Origin of the sequence: Pantoea sp. EKM101V (genome assembly GCF_011800325.1) — a bacterium.
GTDB lineage: Bacteria > Pseudomonadota > Gammaproteobacteria > Enterobacterales > Enterobacteriaceae > Pantoea > Pantoea anthophila.
The window spans coordinates 1-16,534 of record NZ_JAALFP010000014.1; the positions used below are offsets into that span (position 1 = coordinate 1).

Sequence of the window (16,534 nt, forward strand, 5' to 3'; positions counted from 1 at the left end):
CGTAGCGCCGATGGTAGTGTGGGGCCTCCCCATGCGAGAGTAGGGAACTGCCAGGCATTATACAAGTGAAGAAGCCCTGCACTGACGTGCGGGGCTTTTTTACGTCTGCCGATCGTGAAAAATCGCAGTGTAATACCATCTTCAGCGGCTTTTCAGCCACTCAGCAATGAAATCTGCAACGCTGCCCGGACAATTTATATCCAGAACCGGTACGTCCAGCGCTAATTTCTGGTCGGTGGCAACCGCTATTGTCCGCGCATCGAGCAGCTCTTCGATCCCACCCTTAACCCCCTCGCGCCATAAAACAATCTTTGGAACAGGTTCATCTTTGAAGCCTTCGACCAGCACCACCTCAAGTAAAGCGTGATCCATGCGGCTGACCAGATACGACAGATCAATCGACGGCTGATCCGGCGTTTCACACATCAACGCCCAGCGTTCTGAACTGGCGACCATGACCTGACTGGCCCCCGCCTTTCTGAGCAGATAGCTATCTTTACCTGGGGTATCCACATCCATCTGATGATGGGTATGCTTGATCAACCCCGCGCGAATGCCTTTGCCACTGAGGAGCGGAATCACCTGCTGTAACAGCGTGGTTTTACCGGTTCCACTCCAGCCCACAATGGCAAGTAAGGGTAGTGACATATCAGGTTCTCTCTTTCAGATCGTCTGGCGTATTGATGTTGCGGAAGGCGGATTCATCATCATCCAGCACGACCGCATGACCACCATGATCGCGCAGGAACTGCATGAGGCGCCGCTCTCCGGCCTGCAGATAGTCAAAAAGGGCTTTTGCCATGTCACGGTGAATCAGGGCGAGTGTAGGGTGATCGCGCGTCTGCGAGCGAACCCATACTGCGGGTGCTTCTCTGCGTTGATGGATCAGTTTTTCCACAAAGTTAAGAGGAATCGCCGGGGTATCGCAGGAGCAAAAAACCGCCCATTCCCCTTCTATGGCGATTAAGGCACTGTAGATGCCAGCCAGCGGGCCGGGGTAATCGTCAAAAACATCCTCTATAACGCGACACCCGCTTAGCTGATAGCGATCAATATTACGATTCGCATTAATCATGACAATGTCGACTTGTGGCCTGAGCCGCTCAAGAACATGCTGGTAAAGCGGTCTGCCGTCCAGCTGCACCAGCCCTTTATCCAGACCACCCATACGGCGGCCCTGACCACCCGCCAGAATGATGCCGGTTAATGCTGTCATGACAGTGCCCTCGCTGATTACGTACCTGGAGAAAACGAAATGAAATGCCATCGCCTGAATGAATTGCTGGAATTGCTGCAACCCGCCTGGCAAAAAGAGCCTGACCTTAATCTGGTCACATTTTTGCAGAAACTGGCTCAGGAATCTGGTTTCCGTGGCCCGTTAAGTGAATTAACGGACGATATATTAATTTACCATCTCAAAATGCGTGACTCAGCCAGCGATGATGCCATTCCGGGGCTGAAAAAAGATTATGAAGTCGATTTTAAAACGGCACTCCTCCGCGCGCGGGGTGTCATTAAACCGGACGAGTAGTGTTATCCTTGGCAGCTACATGCAAGGGCAACCACAGGTAACAGAATGAGCGACGCTGCTTTCAACTTCCAGACACTGAACCCCGACGTGCTGCTTGATGCGCTCTGGGGTACAGGAATCCGCGTCGAATCGGGACTGACAGCCCTGAACAGTTATGAGAACAGGGTCTATCAGTTCAGCGATGATGAAAAACGTCGCTATGTCGCCAAATTCTATCGTCCACAGCGCTGGCGTGCCGAACAGATTGCGGAAGAGCATCAGTATGCTCTCGATCTGCTGGCTGACGAGGTCCCTGTTGCGGCACCGCTGCGGCTTCAGGGCGAGACGTTGCACCGCCACGCGGGCTTTTTCTTTGCGCTCTTTCCCAGTCTGGGCGGGCGGCAATATGAGACCGACAACGAAGATCAGATGGAGTGGGTAGGTCGTTTTCTGGGGCGTCTTCATCAGACCGGTCGCAAAGCGCTGTTCAGTCACCGGCCAGTCATGGGACTCGATGAGTATCTGCACGAACCGCGTCAGGTGCTGGAGCAGGCTCAGCTGGTTCCTGATTCACTGAAAGCCATGCTGCTACAGGCGGTTGATAAGCTGGGAGAGGCGCTGCAGCAGCACTGGCATACCGGATGGCAGCCGCTACGATTACATGGTGACTGCCATCCGGGAAATATTCTGTGGCGCGATGGGCCGCTGTTTGTCGATCTGGATGACGCCCGTAATGGTCCGGCGGTGCAGGATCTCTGGATGCTGATCAGCGGCGATCGACAGGAACAGCGTATTCAGTGGGATATCCTGCTGGAGGCTTACGGTGAATTCAGCGATTTTGATATTAATGAATTGTCACTGATTGAACCTTTACGCGCGATGCGCATGGTTTATTATCTGGCCTGGGTCGTCAGACGCTGGCAGGATCCCGCTTTTCCGCGTGCGTTTCCCTGGATGACAGATGAAGATTTCTGGCGCAGGCAAATTTCGCTATTCACCGAGCAGGAGAAGCTGTTGCAGGAACCTCCTCTGCAGCTGACACCGCAATATTAATGACGTAGTCAGGAGAGTGTTTCACGATGAAAAAGATTTGGTTTGCACTGATGGGTTTAGTGCTGGCATTCAGCGCGTCTGCTGCCCAGTTCACTGAAGGTAAACAATATGTCAGTCTGCAGAAACCCGTGGCCGGCGAACCTCAGGTGATGGAGTTCTTCTCGTTTTTCTGCCCGCACTGCTATCAGTTTGAACGCATTTATCACGTTAATGACGCGGTTAAAAAGAACCTGCCTGCTGACACCAAACTGGTGAAATATCACGTCGATTTCCTCGGCGGTGATCTCGGACCGGTCGTGACTCAGGCCTGGGCGGTAGCAATGGCGCTGGGTGTGGAAGACAAGGTTACGGCACCGATCTTCGATGGCATTCAGAAAACGCAGACCATTACCGATCCTGCCAGTCTGAAAGAGGCCTTTATTCAGGCGGCCGGGATCTCCTCTTCTGATTACGATGCGGCCTGGAACAGCTTCGCAGTTAAAGCCTTAGTTGCCCAGCAGCAGAAAGCGGCGGCTGATGTCGATCTGCGTGGTGTGCCTGCGATGTTCGTTAATGGCAAATACATGGTGAACAATGGCGGGCTGGATACCAGCTCTATGGATAATTTCGTTGCAGACTATGCCAACGTCGTTAAATTCCTGGTAAGCCAGAAGTAATCAGCCTTCTGCACCCGTGAAACGCCAGCGCCTGCTGGCGTTTTTTTTATGCTTCTTAATTGCGCGACGGTTTTGTCCATCTCCAGGGCATAAATTTAATATCCACACAAGGGATCACGCTATTGAAAATGGCGATCACGTCACGGTAATTGATAAAGCATATGAAAAATAAGCATTTTATTTGCTCATAAATTGCCTGCTCGCCTGAGGGATCGCGCGTTATCATTTTTACGCACAAAGTTATCCACAACCCGATCGTTGCGATCCTGCCTCCGGAAATGTGAAAAAACGTCCACGCGGCACGCCTTAGTTCACCATTTCTGCCAGGTTGTGGCATCCTTATAGTCCAACTCACAGCAACGAAGACTACACAGACTTATGGCGCAAATTGCAGAAAATCCCCTGATTCTGGTTGATGGCTCATCCTATCTTTATCGCGCGTATCACGCGTTTCCGCCGCTGACCAACAGTGCAGGTGAACCGACTGGCGCCATGTACGGCGTGCTCAACATGCTGAAAAGCCTGCTGGCACAGTATAATCCGAGTCACGTTGCTGTGGTGTTCGATGCCAAAGGCAAAACCTTCAGAGACGAACTGTTCGAGCATTACAAATCTCACCGCCCCCCAATGCCGGACGATCTGCGCGCGCAGATTGAGCCGCTGCACGAGATGGTACGGGCGATGGGGCTGCCGTTGCTGGCGGTGAGCGGTGTGGAAGCGGACGATGTGATCGGTACGCTGGCGCTGGAGGCTGAAAAGAAGGGCCGTTCAGTGCTGATCAGCACGGGCGATAAAGATATGGCGCAGCTGGTTTCGCCAGGGATTACGCTGATTAACACCATGACCAATACCATTCTCGGGCCGGAAGAGGTCGAGCAGAAATATGGTGTCCCTCCCGCGCTGATTATCGACTTCCTTGCCATGATGGGCGACAGCTCAGATAACATTCCCGGCGTACCGGGCGTGGGTGAGAAAACCGCACAGGCGCTGCTGCAGGGGCTGGGCAGCATGCAGACGATCTATGACAACCTGGATAAAGTGGCCGATCTCTCGTTTCGCGGTGCCAAAACGATGGCGACCAAACTTGAGCAGAATCGTGAGGTGGCCTTCCTCTCGTATCAGCTGGCGACCATCAAAACCGACGTTGAGCTGGCACAGCCCTGTGAAGAGCTGACGGTGACCGATCCCGATATTGAGGCACTGCAGTCTCTGTTCAGCCGTTATGAGTTCAAACGCTGGCTGAGCGATCTGCAGGACGGTAAATGGCTGCAGGGGAAAAAGAGCAATACGCAGGCGCAAAAAGCCCTGTCCGATGAGCCGGCACCCGTGGTGGAAACCAGCAGCGTATTGCCAACCGATAATTACGTGACCATTCTGGATCAGGCTCTCTTTGATAGCTGGCTGGAGAAGCTGAAAAACAGCGACGTCTTTGCCTTTGATCTGGAGACCGATGCGCTTGATACCCTGAGTGCAAATATTGTCGGCATCAGCTTCGCGGTGGCACCCGGTGAAGCGGCTTATCTGCCGGTTGCCCATGACTATCTTGATGCGCCTGAGCAGCTGGATCGCGCCGCCGTTCTGGCGCAGCTTAAGCCCCTGCTGGAAGATGCCAGTGCCTGGAAAGTGGGCCAGAACCTGAAATACGATCGCGGCGTCCTCAGGAACTACGACATTGAACTGGCCGGTATCCGGTTTGACACCATGCTGGAGTCATACATCCTCAATAGCGTGGTGGGCAAACACGATATGGATAGCCTGGCTGCTCGCTGGCTTAAACATAAAACGGTCACTTTCCAGGAGATTGCCGGTAAAGGTAAAAATCAGCTGACGTTCAATCAAATCGCGTTAGAGCAGGCAGCCCACTATGCTGCCGAAGATGCCGATGTCACGCTGCAGCTGCATCTGAAGATGTGGCCTGAGCTGGAAAAAGAAACGGGCCCGAGAAACGTCTTTGAGCAGATTGAGATGCCATTGCTGACGGTCATCTCCCGGATAGAGCGCAATGGCGTATTGATCGACCAGGCTATTCTGGCGCAACACTCGAAAGAGCTGACTGCCCGACTGGCTGAGCTGGAGTCGAAAGCGCATGAGCTGGCAGGCGAGCCCTTCAACCTCTCCTCCACAAAACAACTTCAGGTGATTCTGTTTGAAAAACAGGGCATCAAACCCACGAAGAAAACACCGGGTGGGGCACCGTCAACCAGCGAAGAGGTGTTAGCCGAACTGGCGCTCGATTATCCGCTGCCTAAAGTGATCCTGGAGCATCGCGGCCTGTCGAAACTGAAATCGACCTATACGGATAAGCTGCCGCAGATGATCAATCCGCTGACCGGACGGGTGCATACCTCCTATCATCAGGCCGTTACCGCCACCGGACGCTTGTCCTCTGCCGATCCTAACCTGCAGAACATCCCGGTGCGTAATGACGAGGGGCGCCGAATCCGTCAGGCCTTTATTGCCGATAAAGGTTATCGCATCGTCGCAGCCGACTACTCCCAGATTGAACTGCGTATCATGGCGCATCTCTCTCAGGATAAAGGCTTACTGGACGCCTTTGCCCAGGGTGAGGATATTCACCGTGCCACGGCATCGGAAGTGTTTGGTGTCGCGCTGGATAAGGTGAGTGGAGAACAGCGTCGCAGCGCCAAAGCGATTAACTTTGGTCTGATTTATGGCATGAGTGCCTTTGGCCTGTCACGTCAGCTCAACATCGGTGCAGGTGAAGCGAAAAAGTATATGGACCTCTACTTTGAACGCTATCCGGGCGTACTACGCTATATGGAGAACACCCGGCAGCTGGCGGCGAATAAAGGCTATGTCGAAACGCTGGAAGGGCGCCGGCTCTGGCTGCCGGATATTAAATCCAGCAATGCGATTCGCCGCAAAGCTGCAGAGCGTGCCGCCATCAATGCGCCAATGCAGGGAACGGCAGCAGACATCATCAAACGCGCGATGATTTCCGTGGATGAGTGGCTTCAGCAGCAGAATGACAGCGCAGTAAGAATGATCATGCAGGTTCACGATGAACTGGTGTTCGAAGTGAAATCGGAGGCGGTGGAAGCGGCCAGCCAGAAAATCCGTGCGTTAATGGAAGGCAGTGTGAAGCTCGACGTACCGTTACTGGTTGAAGTCGGCGTCGGTGACAACTGGGACGAAGCACACTGATTACCGCCTCCGGGCCGGTTCTGTCGCACAAAACTGGCCCTGATTCAGGCATAAGTAATTCGTTTAGTTGAGTGGTCAGCTGTAACCGGGCGACACCGGGAGTGAAAGCGCGTTTCTAACTGCTTATCGGCTAAACATTTTTTTCGTCATTAAACTACATCACAACGCTATTTTTGTGACGGGTATGGTAAAAAAAGTCCTGTTTTGATGTAAGTAAGCAACAAAAAAGCCTTTGTCAGGCACAAAAAATCAGGTAAAGTTCGTCGCGTAGGGTACAGAGGTAAGATGTTCTATCTTTCAGACCTTTTACTTCACGTAATCGGATTTGGCTGAATTTAGCCGCCCCAGTCATTCTGTGACTGGGGCGTTTTTTATTGGGATTTTTGTTACCGCAGTGTCAGCGGATCAGCGATGCTGCTCACGCGTCCCCGTGCTGATCCTCAGTCGCCTCATCAGGCATCGCATACCAGCTGTCCAGTTTCTGACGAACCTTATCCACGCCGATTTTCTTCAGCGATGAGAAGAGCTCTACCTGGATATCGCCGCCGAAGCTAAGCGCCGCCTCACGCACGACGTTGAGCTGGGCTTTGCGGGCACCGGAAGCGAGTTTATCGGCTTTGGTGAGCAGCAGCAGAACCGGAATTGCGCTTTCCACCGACCACTGAATCATCTGGCGGTCGAGATCTTTCAGCGGATGACGAATGTCCATCAATACGACCAGCCCCTTCAGCGCCTGACGCTTTTGCAGGTACTCGCCTAACGCACGCTGCCACTTCAGCTTCATCTCTTCCGGCACTTCGGCATAACCGTAGCCTGGCAGGTCGACCAGACGCTTCCCTTCTTTAACTTCAAACAGGTTGATCAGCTGGGTACGTCCCGGTGTTTTACTGGTGCGCGCCAGGCCTTTCTGATTGGTTAACGTGTTCAGCGCACTCGATTTTCCCGCGTTCGAGCGGCCAGCAAAAGCCACCTCAATTCCGGTATCGGCAGGCAGATGACGGATATCCGGCGCGCTCATGACAAAGTGGGTAACGTGATAATTCAATTCAGACAAGGTAACACTCCAGAAAACGCATTAGGGCAATGGCGGCGATTATACGCGTTATGGCGCGAAAGTGCTCAATCGCGTCGTGATAACAGTCCATGTAAGAGATTGACCATTCGCGCTGCGGGTTATGTCGATTTTTACACGGATTTTTGAAAATAAAATCATCACTATTTCAATGAGTTAATAAGTTTTGCTCTTTTTTTAAGCCAACTATCGGTGGCGCTGACTTGAGGCTTTTACCAGTTGGTCTACATTATTGTGCAGTGAATGGCAGCACACATCAGGATGATGCGCTCAGGGATGTCAGGATGGCAATGAGCGATGGAATGGAACAGGTCAGGGATATGGCCAGACAGGGACAGGGAATAGCTCAGGAGTTGAGCAGGCGCGGGATTGACCGGGATGTTACGAGCCGAAAAGGATTTAAAACATGATTCCTTCTTGTGAAGGTATGAAATAAGGCGACAGCTTGAGCTGTCGCCTTTTTTCTTTGTCGGGTTTCTGCTAGATTTCGCCGCAATTCTATACTGAATAAAAAAGCCAGGACCGAATACTATGAAGCAACCTGCACGAGCTGCCCACGGCAAACCTGCCGTCAAAGCCAAACGCAAATCGCGTGACGAAATTAACCTCGAAGCGCGCGATCGCAAACGCGATAAAAAGCATCGCGGACATGCATCTGGCAGCCGTGCTAATCCGGCGGCGTCGGACAGCAATGGCGCACGCCAGTCAGCCCCGGCAAAAGATCCGCGCATCGGGAGTAAGAAACCGGTGGCCCTGATCGCCGATGGCAAAACCACCGCCGTCAGGCCACAGAAAAGTGCAGATAAACCGGCAGCCCCGAAGAAAGTGCGCCTGACGCCGGAAGAAGAGCTGGCGAAGCTGGAAAACGATGAGCGTCTGGATGCGCTGCTGGATCGCCTGGAAAATGGCGAAACGCTGTCGGCAGAAGATCAGGGCTGGCTGGATGCCTCGCTGGATCGCATCGACGAACTGATGGAGCAGTTAGGCATCGTGATGGACGATGGCGAAGATGAACAGGCAGAAGAGGATATGTACCGTCTGCTGAAGGGCAACTAAGCAAATTTGATCGGCATGCGAGTTCCGCATGCCGTGCTTCTCAGGTAAACGACAATGTTTTGGCCTGGATCAATTTTCGCGCTGCTGGCGACATGTTATCTGCTGTGGTTATTGTTTAAACTACGACGCCTGTCGCGTCTGAAGCAACGTTTACGTCGGGTCTCATCCCGCTCACCTTTCATCCCTTCTTCTTCGCGACCTTCTCTCAGACGACGTCACCGGAAGGAGTGAGCATGCCATCGCTGCAGATTGCCTGGGATCAGGCGTTAATTGAAAAGTACAATTACGCCGGGCCACGTTACACCTCCTATCCCACTGCGCTGGAGTTCAGCGAAGACTATACGGAAACCGATTTTCAGCATGCCATGGCACGCTATCCCGGGCGTCCGCTGTCGCTTTACGTTCATATCCCTTTCTGCCACCGTCTCTGCTACTTCTGCGGCTGTAATAAGCAGGTGACGCGTCAGCGCCACAAAGCGGACCGCTATCTGGATGTGCTGGAGCAGGAGATTATTCAGCGCGCGCCGCTGTTCCGCCAGCGCCGGGTGACACAGCTTCACTGGGGAGGCGGCACACCGACCTTTCTCGACAGGCAGCAGGTTTCGCGGCTGGTGGGCTTGCTGAAGCAACACTTCAATGTGACCGATGATGCCGAAATGTCGATCGAGGTCGATCCGCGGGAAATGGCGCTGGATATGATCGATCATCTCCGATCGCTGGGCTTTAATCGTCTCAGTATGGGCGTGCAGGACTTTAACAAAGCGGTGCAGGCGCGGGTTAACCGGGTGCAGGATGAGGAAGTGATCTTCAGTCTGATGGCCCGCGCTCGTGAACAGGGCTTCCGCTCAACCAGCATCGATCTGATCTACGGTTTACCTCTGCAGACGCCCGACAGCTTCGCCTGGACGCTGGAGCGGGTCGTGGCGCTGAATCCGGACCGTCTCAGCGTCTTCAACTATGCGCATCTGCCGGCGCTGTTTGCGGCACAGCGCAAAATCAAAGAGGATGAACTCCCCTCGGCCCGGCAGAAACTGGATATTTTGCAGCAGACCATCGCGACCCTGACGCAGCAGGGCTATCACTATATCGGCATGGATCACTTTGCGAAGCCGCAGGATGAGCTGGCTGTCGCGCAGCGCGACGGGAAGCTGCATCGCAATTTTCAGGGTTACACGACGCAGGGCGACAGCGACTTGCTGGGGCTGGGTGTCTCCGCCATCAGCATGGTGGGTGACAGCTATGCGCAGAACCAGAAAGACCTTAACAGCTGGTACAGCAGTGTGGAACAGCAGGGGAATGGCCTGTGGCGCGGCGTCGCCTTAACCCGCGATGACTGTCTGCGGCGGGACGTGATTAAAACACTGATTTGCCACTTTTCGCTCGATTTTGCCGCAACAGAGGCGCAGTGGGGAATCTGCTTTCATGACTACTTTGCTGAAGATCTGGCGCTGTTGAAACCCTTAATTGCCGACGGGCTGGTGGAGCAGACGACGACGGGGCTGGAAGTGACGGGGATTGGCCGGTTGCTGGTCCGCAATATCTGCATGTGCTTTGATCGCTATCTGCGGCAGAAAGTTCGTCAGAAGCAGTTTTCGCGCGTGATCTAGAGAAACGGGCTGGCAGACCTCGCCAGCCCGAACTGAACCCCTATTCCATCCCCAGCTCTTTCAGCTTGCGCGTCAGGGTGTTGCGTCCCCATCCCAGCAGACGTGCGGCTTCCTGCTTGTGGCCCTGGGTATGGCGCAGCGCCGTAGTCAGCAGCGTCCGCTCCATCTCGGGCTGGGCTTCTGACAGCAGATTCTGATGACCGGAACGCAGGGCGCGGTCGGCCCACTGAGCCAGCAGCGTTGCCCAGCTGTCAGGCAGTGACTGCACCGGGTTTTCCGGTGTGCTGGACTCAAACAGCTCGCCGGGCAGATCCTGAATCAGCACTTCCTGACCGGCCGCCATCACGGTCAGCCAGCGACAGGTGTTTTCCAGCTGGCGCACGTTACCTGACCAGTGCAGACGGGTCAGCGCCGTTTCGGTTTCCGGATGCAGAATCTTCGCTTCTACCCCCAGCTCACGGGCCGCCACCTGCAGGAAATAACGCGCCAGACGCGGGATATCTTCACGACGCTCACGCAGCGGCGGCAGATGCACACGAATTACATTCAGGCGATGGAACAGATCCTCACGGAACTTGCCTTCCTGCACGCGTAATTCCAGGTTCTGGTGGGTAGCCGCAATGATCCGCACATCCACTTTGACCGGCGCATAGCCGCCGACGCGATAGAACTGACCATCGGCAAGCACGCGCAGCAGTCGGGTCTGCACATCCAGCGGCATGTCGCCAATCTCATCCAGAAACAGCGTGCCCCCATCGGCCTGCTCAAAACGGCCCTGGCGGATCTGGTTCGCACCGGTAAAGGCGCCTTTCTCATGACCGAACAGTTCTGACTCAATCAAATCTTTGGGGATCGCCGCCATATTCAGCGCGATAAACGGTGCTTTGGTGCGCGGGCTGTGCCGGTGCAGCGCATGGGCGACCAGTTCTTTACCAGTGCCCGACTCACCATTGATCAGGACGCTGATTGAGGAGCGCGACAACCGCCCGATGATGCGGAACACATCCTGCATCGCGGGCGCTTCCCCGATAATATCGGTGGTCGGTCCGCTGACCGGCTGATTACGCGGCTGCTGCTGCTCCTGATAGTGACTGATGGCGCGCTCTACCAGCGCAACCGCTTCATCAATATCGAACGGCTTAGGCAGGTAATCAAACGCACCCTGCTGATAGGCGCTGACTGCGGCATCGAGATCGGAATGCGCCGTCATAATGATGACCGGCAGCATCGGATGACGCTGTTTAATCTGTTTCAGCAGCGCCAGGCCATCCATACCGGGCATGCGAATATCTGACAGTAAAACGTCCGGGGTTTTGGTTGAGAGGGCATCCAGCACCTCACCTGCGCTGTCAAACGTCGCACAGCTCAAACCGGCTCCAGTGAGCGCGCGTTCAAGCACCCAGCGGATGGAGCTATCGTCATCGACGATCCAGACTATCCCTCGTTGCATAGAAACCTCACTGGCGAATAGGCAGGTAGACCGAGAATTCGGTGTGACCCGGCCAACTGTTAAATTCTATTTTTCCTGAATGCTGATCAATCAGGCTACGGGCGATGGAGAGACCTAAACCGGTTCCGCCTTCACGTCCACTGACCATCGGATAGAAAAGCGTATCCTGTAGCTGGGCCGGAATACCGGGGCCATCATCTTCAATATCTATTCGTGCTACCAGGCGATAACGGGTGCCATGCAGCGTCAGCTGAAAAGCCGTACGGGTGCGAATAACAATCGTCCCGCCGTCGTCGCCCAGCGCCTGAAGCGCATTGCGTACGACGTTAAGCAGCACCTGTTCAATCTGGTCAGGGTCGTGCGGCAGTTCCGGCAGGCTGGGATCGTAATCCCGCACCAGGGAGACATTCTCCGGCAGCTCCATCGACACCAGATTGACCACCCGCTCAGCCACCTGGTGAATGCTCTGGGTAATGTGCATCCCCGGCTGCTGTGGCCCTAACAGACGATCCACCAGATTCCGCAACCGGTCGGCCTGTTCAATAATGACCCTGGTATATTCATTCAGCGAGGGATCGGGCAGGGCGCGTGATAAAAGCTGTGCCGCGCCGCGCAATCCTCCCAGCGGATTTTTTATCTCATGGGCCAGGCCGCGAACCAGATCGCGTGCAGCCACCTGCTGGGCGTGCTGTAACTGCTCCTGACTGAGGCGACGCTGGTTATCCATCGGCGCCATTTCCATCAGAATCAAGCCATCGGGTAAACGCTGTGCGGTCAGCGACATAATATGTGCGCGACCATCGACTACCAGCGTGACCTCACTGTCAGTGAATCCCTGGCCAGCCTCAAGACTCTCGCGCATCACCTCAATATTCAGCGAAAAGTAGCCGGTTAAATCCGGTAACGGCGTGCCGAACAACTTGCGTGAGCTCTGCGCCAGTAATTGCTGCGCCGCCGGGTTGGCGTAATGAATAACCAGGTCGTTATCCACCAACAAAATACTGTTGATTAAAGCGTTGAGAATCTGCCCGGCGTCGGGCAGAGAGCCAGTTGCCATACAACGTTCCTCTGCACTAAATAGGTGCATTCTGGTGTTTAAGCCGAAAAGCGGGAGAATGAACGGTGAATTCGCGGAGAAAAAAGCCCATCCGAAGATGGGCTAAAAGTTTCCACGGCAACAAAAACGTCTGATCAGTTAAACGCTGTAGTACAGCTCGAACTCAACCGGGTGTGGCGTCATGCGAACGCGGTCCATCTCAGTTTTACGCAGTTCGATGTAAGCATCGATAGATTCATCAGTGAAGACACCACCGCGGGTCAGGAACTCGCGATCTTCGTTCAGTGCATTCAGCGCTTCTTCCAGCGAGCCTGCAACTTTTGGAATCTCAGCTTCTTCTTCCGGTGGCAGGTCGTACAGGTTTTTATCCATCGCATCGCCAGGGTGGATTTTGTTGATGATGCCATCAAGGCCAGCCATCAGCAGTGCGGTGAACGCCAGGTATGGGTTAGCCGCTGGATCCGGGAAGCGCGCTTCAATACGACGGGCTTTCGGGCTGGCCACTACCGGGATACGGATAGACGCGGAACGGTTACGGGCAGAGTAAGCCAGCATAACCGGTGCTTCGTAGCCCGGAACCAGACGCTTGTAGGAGTTGGTGGTCGGGTTCGCCAGGGCGTTGATCGCTTTAGCGTGCTTGATGATACCGCCGATGTAGAACAGCGCCATTTCAGACAGGCCGCCGTACTTATCGCCCGCGAACAGGTTCTGGCCACCTTTAGAGAGTGACATGTGGCAGTGCATGCCTGAACCGTTGTCGCCAAACATTGGCTTCGGCATAAAGGTCGCGGTCTTACCGTAAGCGTGCGCGACGTTGTGAACGACATATTTGTAGATCTGAATTTCGTCAGCTTTTTTGGTCATGGTATTGAAGCGGGTCGCCACTTCGTTCTGACCCGCAGTCGCCACTTCGTGGTGATGCGCTTCAACTACCAGACCCATCTGCTCCATGGTCAGACACATGGCAGAACGGATGTCCTGTGATGAGTCAACCGGTGGAACCGGGAAGTAGCCGCCTTTCAGACCTGGACGGTGACCTTTGTTACCGCCTTCGTACTCTTTACCGGTGTTCCATGCCGCTTCGATATCGTCGATAGCAACGTGTGAGCCGGAAGTCGATGAACCGAAACGGATGTCATCGAACAGGAAGAATTCAGGTTCTGGTCCAAACAGGACGGTATCGGCGATACCGGAAGAGCGCAGGAAATCTTCAGCGCGTTTGGCGATAGAACGTGGATCGCGGTCGTAGCCCTGCATGGTGCCTGGCTCGAGAATGTCACAACGGATGATCAGCGTAGAATCTTCGAAGAAAGGATCCATGACCGCCGTGGTAGCGTCAGGCATCAGCACCATGTCTGATTCGTTGATGCCTTTCCAGCCGCCGATAGACGAACCATCGAACATTTTGCCTTCTTCGAAGAAGTCAGCGTTAACCTGGTGAGCAGGGATCGTAACGTGCTGTTCTTTACCTTTGGTATCGGTAAAACGCAGGTCAACAAACTTAACTTCATGCTCGTTCATCATCGAGAGAACGTGTTCAGCGGACATACTCAACTCTCCTGGAAATGGTCTTTCATTATCTACATGGCGAGGAAACGTCGTTTCCGGAGGGCGTGGCGGGAAAGGAAATTCCTGACCACTCTTTTCCGGCACGCTCTTCAACCGACATCTGACTGGCGTTTACGCTTGTTACAGATAAAGCGAATTCTGTGCCAACTTTTTTGATGTTGCTTAAATCGCCTTATGATGCACCTTTTTGTCGTAATGCGGCTGCACCACGATGGTTTTAATGCACCATAATAGTGCTGAAGGTGAATTTAAAGGCACCATTTTGGTGCATAGGACCAACTTAGTGCATTTTCTGCACCGGGAACAGTGCGAATTTGCGTCAATGCAATAATCTTTCAGTGAAAAGTGTGATCGTGTTCAGTCTTCCGCTTAATCCGTGTACAATAGTGCGCTATTTCTAATGCCTGAGGCAAAGCTGTGATCGAAAATTTGCGTAACATCGCCATCATCGCGCACGTTGACCATGGAAAGACCACCCTGGTTGACAAACTGCTGCAACAATCCGGTACTTTTGATGCCCGTACCGAAGCAACCGAGCGCGTGATGGACTCCAATGATTTGGAGAAAGAGCGTGGGATTACCATCCTCGCAAAAAACACCGCCATTAAGTGGAATGACTACCGTATCAACATCGTTGATACCCCAGGACACGCCGACTTCGGTGGTGAAGTTGAGCGCGTCATGTCCATGGTGGACTCGGTGCTGCTGGTTGTAGATGCGATGGATGGCCCTATGCCGCAAACCCGCTTCGTGACCAAAAAAGCGTTCGCGCATGGTCTGAAGCCGATTGTGGTTATCAACAAGGTAGACCGCCCGGGCGCACGTCCGGATTGGGTTGTGGATCAGGTGTTTGACCTGTTCGTTAACCTGGATGCGACTGATGAGCAGCTCGACTTCCCTATCATTTTCGCCTCTGCGCTGAATGGTATTGCAGGTCTTGACCACACCGACATGGCTGACGATATGACCCCGCTGTACCAGGCCATCGTTGACCACGTTTCACCTCCACAGGTTGAAGTTGAAGCGCCACTGCAGATGCAAATCTCGCAGCTGGACTACAACAACTACCTGGGCGTGATCGGCATCGGCCGCATCAAGCGCGGTAAAGTGAAGCCTAACCAGCAGGTTACTATCATCGATAGCGAAGGCAAAACCCGTAACGGTAAAGTCGGCAAAGTCCTGACTCACCTGGGTCTTGAGCGTATCGACAGCGATCTGGCTGAAGCGGGCGATATCATTGCTATCACCGGTCTGGGTGAGCTGAACATCTCTGACACCATCTGTGACACGCAGAATGTGGAAGCGCTGCCAGCCCTGAGCGTCGATGAACCTACCGTAACCATGTTCTTCAACGTCAACACCTCACCGTTCTGCGGTAAAGAAGGTAAGTACGTGACGTCGCGCCAGATCCTGGAGCGTCTGAACAAAGAACTGGTTCACAACGTGGCACTGCGCGTTGAAGAAACCGAAGACTCGGACGCATTCCGCGTTTCAGGTCGTGGTGAGCTGCACCTGTCTGTTCTGATCGAAAACATGCGTCGTGAAGGTTTCGAACTGGCGGTATCCCGTCCGAAAGTTATCTTCCGCGAATTCGAAGGCCGTAAACAGGAGCCATTCGAGAACGTCACGCTGGATATCGAAGAAACGCATCAGGGTTCCGTTATGCAAGCCATGGGCGAGCGTAAAGGCGACCTGAAAAATATGGATCCGGACGGTAAAGGCCGCGTACGTCTTGACTACGTGATCCCAAGCCGTGGTCTGATCGGCTTCCGTAACGAATTCATGACCATGACTTCCGGTACCGGTCTGCTTTACTCCACCTTCAGCCACTACGACGACATTCGTCAGGGCGAAGTGGGTCAGCGTCAGAACGGCGTCCTGATCTCTAACGGTCAGGGTAAAGCGGTTGCGTTCGCCCTGTTCGGTCTGCAGGATCGCGGTAAGCTGTTCCTGGGTCACGGTGCAGAAGTCTATGAAGGCCAGATCATCGGTATTCACAGCCGTTCTAACGACCTGACCGTGAACTGTCTGACCGGTAAGAAGCTGACCAACATGCGTGCTTCCGGTACAGATGAAGCCACCACCCTGGTTCCACCGCAGAAAATGACGCTGGAGCAGGCTATCGAGTTCATCGATGATGACGAACTGGTAGAAGTGACTCCGCTGTCAGTGCGTATCCGTAAACGCCATCTGACCGAAAACGACCGTAAACGTGCTTCACGTGGTCCTAAAGACGCGTAATCACGCTTTAGCGTAATAAAGAGCCCCGCTATGCGGGGCTTTTTTTTGCCTGCGATTCCGCGCCTGCCCGCCGGGCCAGCCAATTATTGTCTGCTGTG

Annotated in this window: 13 protein-coding genes; 7 read left to right on the plus strand and 6 right to left on the minus strand. The window is 54.0% G+C overall.

Features of this window, described 5'->3' with window-relative positions:
• Positions 1-141: 141 nt before the first annotated feature.
• Together mobB and mobA are read right to left on the minus strand one after the other, a co-directional pair.
• Complete coding sequence (mobB, locus tag HFD92_RS18515) at positions 142-648, minus strand: molybdopterin-guanine dinucleotide biosynthesis protein MobB (RefSeq protein ID WP_150030352.1); 507 nt, start codon at positions 646-648, stop codon at positions 142-144.
• Between the two features lies 1 nt (position 649).
• Complete coding sequence (gene mobA, locus HFD92_RS18520) at positions 650-1,216, minus strand: molybdenum cofactor guanylyltransferase MobA (RefSeq protein ID WP_167429471.1); 567 nt, start codon at positions 1,214-1,216, stop codon at positions 650-652.
• A gap of 39 nt (positions 1,217-1,255) precedes the next feature.
• Here mobA and HFD92_RS18525 point away from each other — a divergent pair, with 39 nt between their 5' ends.
• From HFD92_RS18525 to polA, 4 genes are all read left to right on the plus strand, one after another.
• Positions 1,256-1,531 carry a YihD family protein gene (locus tag HFD92_RS18525; RefSeq protein WP_046100879.1) on the plus strand — a complete coding sequence of 92 codons (276 nt, stop codon included), beginning with the start codon at positions 1,256-1,258 and terminating at the stop codon, positions 1,529-1,531.
• Positions 1,532-1,576: 45 nt separating this feature from the next.
• A complete protein-coding gene (locus HFD92_RS18530) occupies positions 1,577-2,563 on the plus strand; it encodes a serine/threonine protein kinase (RefSeq protein ID WP_140029970.1) in 987 nt (328 codons plus the stop codon).
• A 26-nt stretch (positions 2,564-2,589) separates the two neighbouring features.
• Positions 2,590-3,219 carry a thiol:disulfide interchange protein DsbA gene (dsbA, locus tag HFD92_RS18535; RefSeq protein ID WP_009088168.1) on the plus strand — a complete coding sequence of 210 codons (630 nt, stop codon included), beginning with the start codon at positions 2,590-2,592 and terminating at the stop codon, positions 3,217-3,219.
• Between the two features lie 378 nt (positions 3,220-3,597).
• The gene (gene polA, locus HFD92_RS18540; protein WP_167429472.1) at positions 3,598-6,384 is read left to right on the plus strand and encodes a DNA polymerase I; all 2,787 of its coding nucleotides are present in this window, start codon (positions 3,598-3,600) and stop codon (positions 6,382-6,384) included.
• 418 nt (positions 6,385-6,802) lie between these two features.
• On the opposite strand, the gene yihA is transcribed toward polA, so the two are convergent.
• Positions 6,803-7,438, minus strand: a complete 636-nt coding sequence (yihA, locus tag HFD92_RS18545) for a ribosome biogenesis GTP-binding protein YihA/YsxC (protein ID WP_009088163.1) — start codon at positions 7,436-7,438, stop codon at positions 6,803-6,805.
• A gap of 549 nt (positions 7,439-7,987) precedes the next feature.
• On the opposite strand from yihA, the gene yihI reads away from it, so the two are divergent.
• The gene (yihI, locus tag HFD92_RS18550) at positions 7,988-8,512 is read left to right on the plus strand and encodes a Der GTPase-activating protein YihI (RefSeq protein WP_009088161.1); all 525 of its coding nucleotides are present in this window, start codon (positions 7,988-7,990) and stop codon (positions 8,510-8,512) included.
• A 233-nt stretch (positions 8,513-8,745) separates the two neighbouring features.
• Entirely contained in the window at positions 8,746-10,119 is a 1,374-nt protein-coding gene (hemN, locus tag HFD92_RS18555) for an oxygen-independent coproporphyrinogen III oxidase (RefSeq protein ID WP_167429473.1), read from the plus strand.
• Positions 10,120-10,159: 40 nt separating this feature from the next.
• On the opposite strand, the gene glnG is transcribed toward hemN, so the two are convergent.
• The 3 genes from glnG to glnA all read right to left on the minus strand — a co-directional run bounded on the left by glnG (position 10,160) and on the right by glnA (position 14,174).
• Entirely contained in the window at positions 10,160-11,569 is a 1,410-nt protein-coding gene (glnG, locus tag HFD92_RS18560) for a nitrogen regulation protein NR(I) (RefSeq protein ID WP_009088155.1), read from the minus strand.
• A 7-nt stretch (positions 11,570-11,576) separates the two neighbouring features.
• On the minus strand, positions 11,577-12,626 hold the full coding sequence (glnL, locus tag HFD92_RS18565; RefSeq protein ID WP_009088153.1) for a nitrogen regulation protein NR(II): 1,050 nt from the start codon (positions 12,624-12,626) through the stop codon (positions 11,577-11,579).
• Between the two features lie 138 nt (positions 12,627-12,764).
• Complete coding sequence (glnA, locus tag HFD92_RS18570) at positions 12,765-14,174, minus strand: glutamate--ammonia ligase (protein WP_009088151.1); 1,410 nt, start codon at positions 14,172-14,174, stop codon at positions 12,765-12,767.
• A 438-nt stretch (positions 14,175-14,612) separates the two neighbouring features.
• Between glnA and typA the strand changes: the two genes are divergently transcribed.
• Positions 14,613-16,436: a ribosome-dependent GTPase TypA gene (gene typA, locus HFD92_RS18575; protein ID WP_009088150.1), complete on the plus strand. Its 1,824-nt coding sequence runs from the start codon at positions 14,613-14,615 to the stop codon at positions 16,434-16,436.
• Positions 16,437-16,534 lie beyond the last annotated feature (98 nt).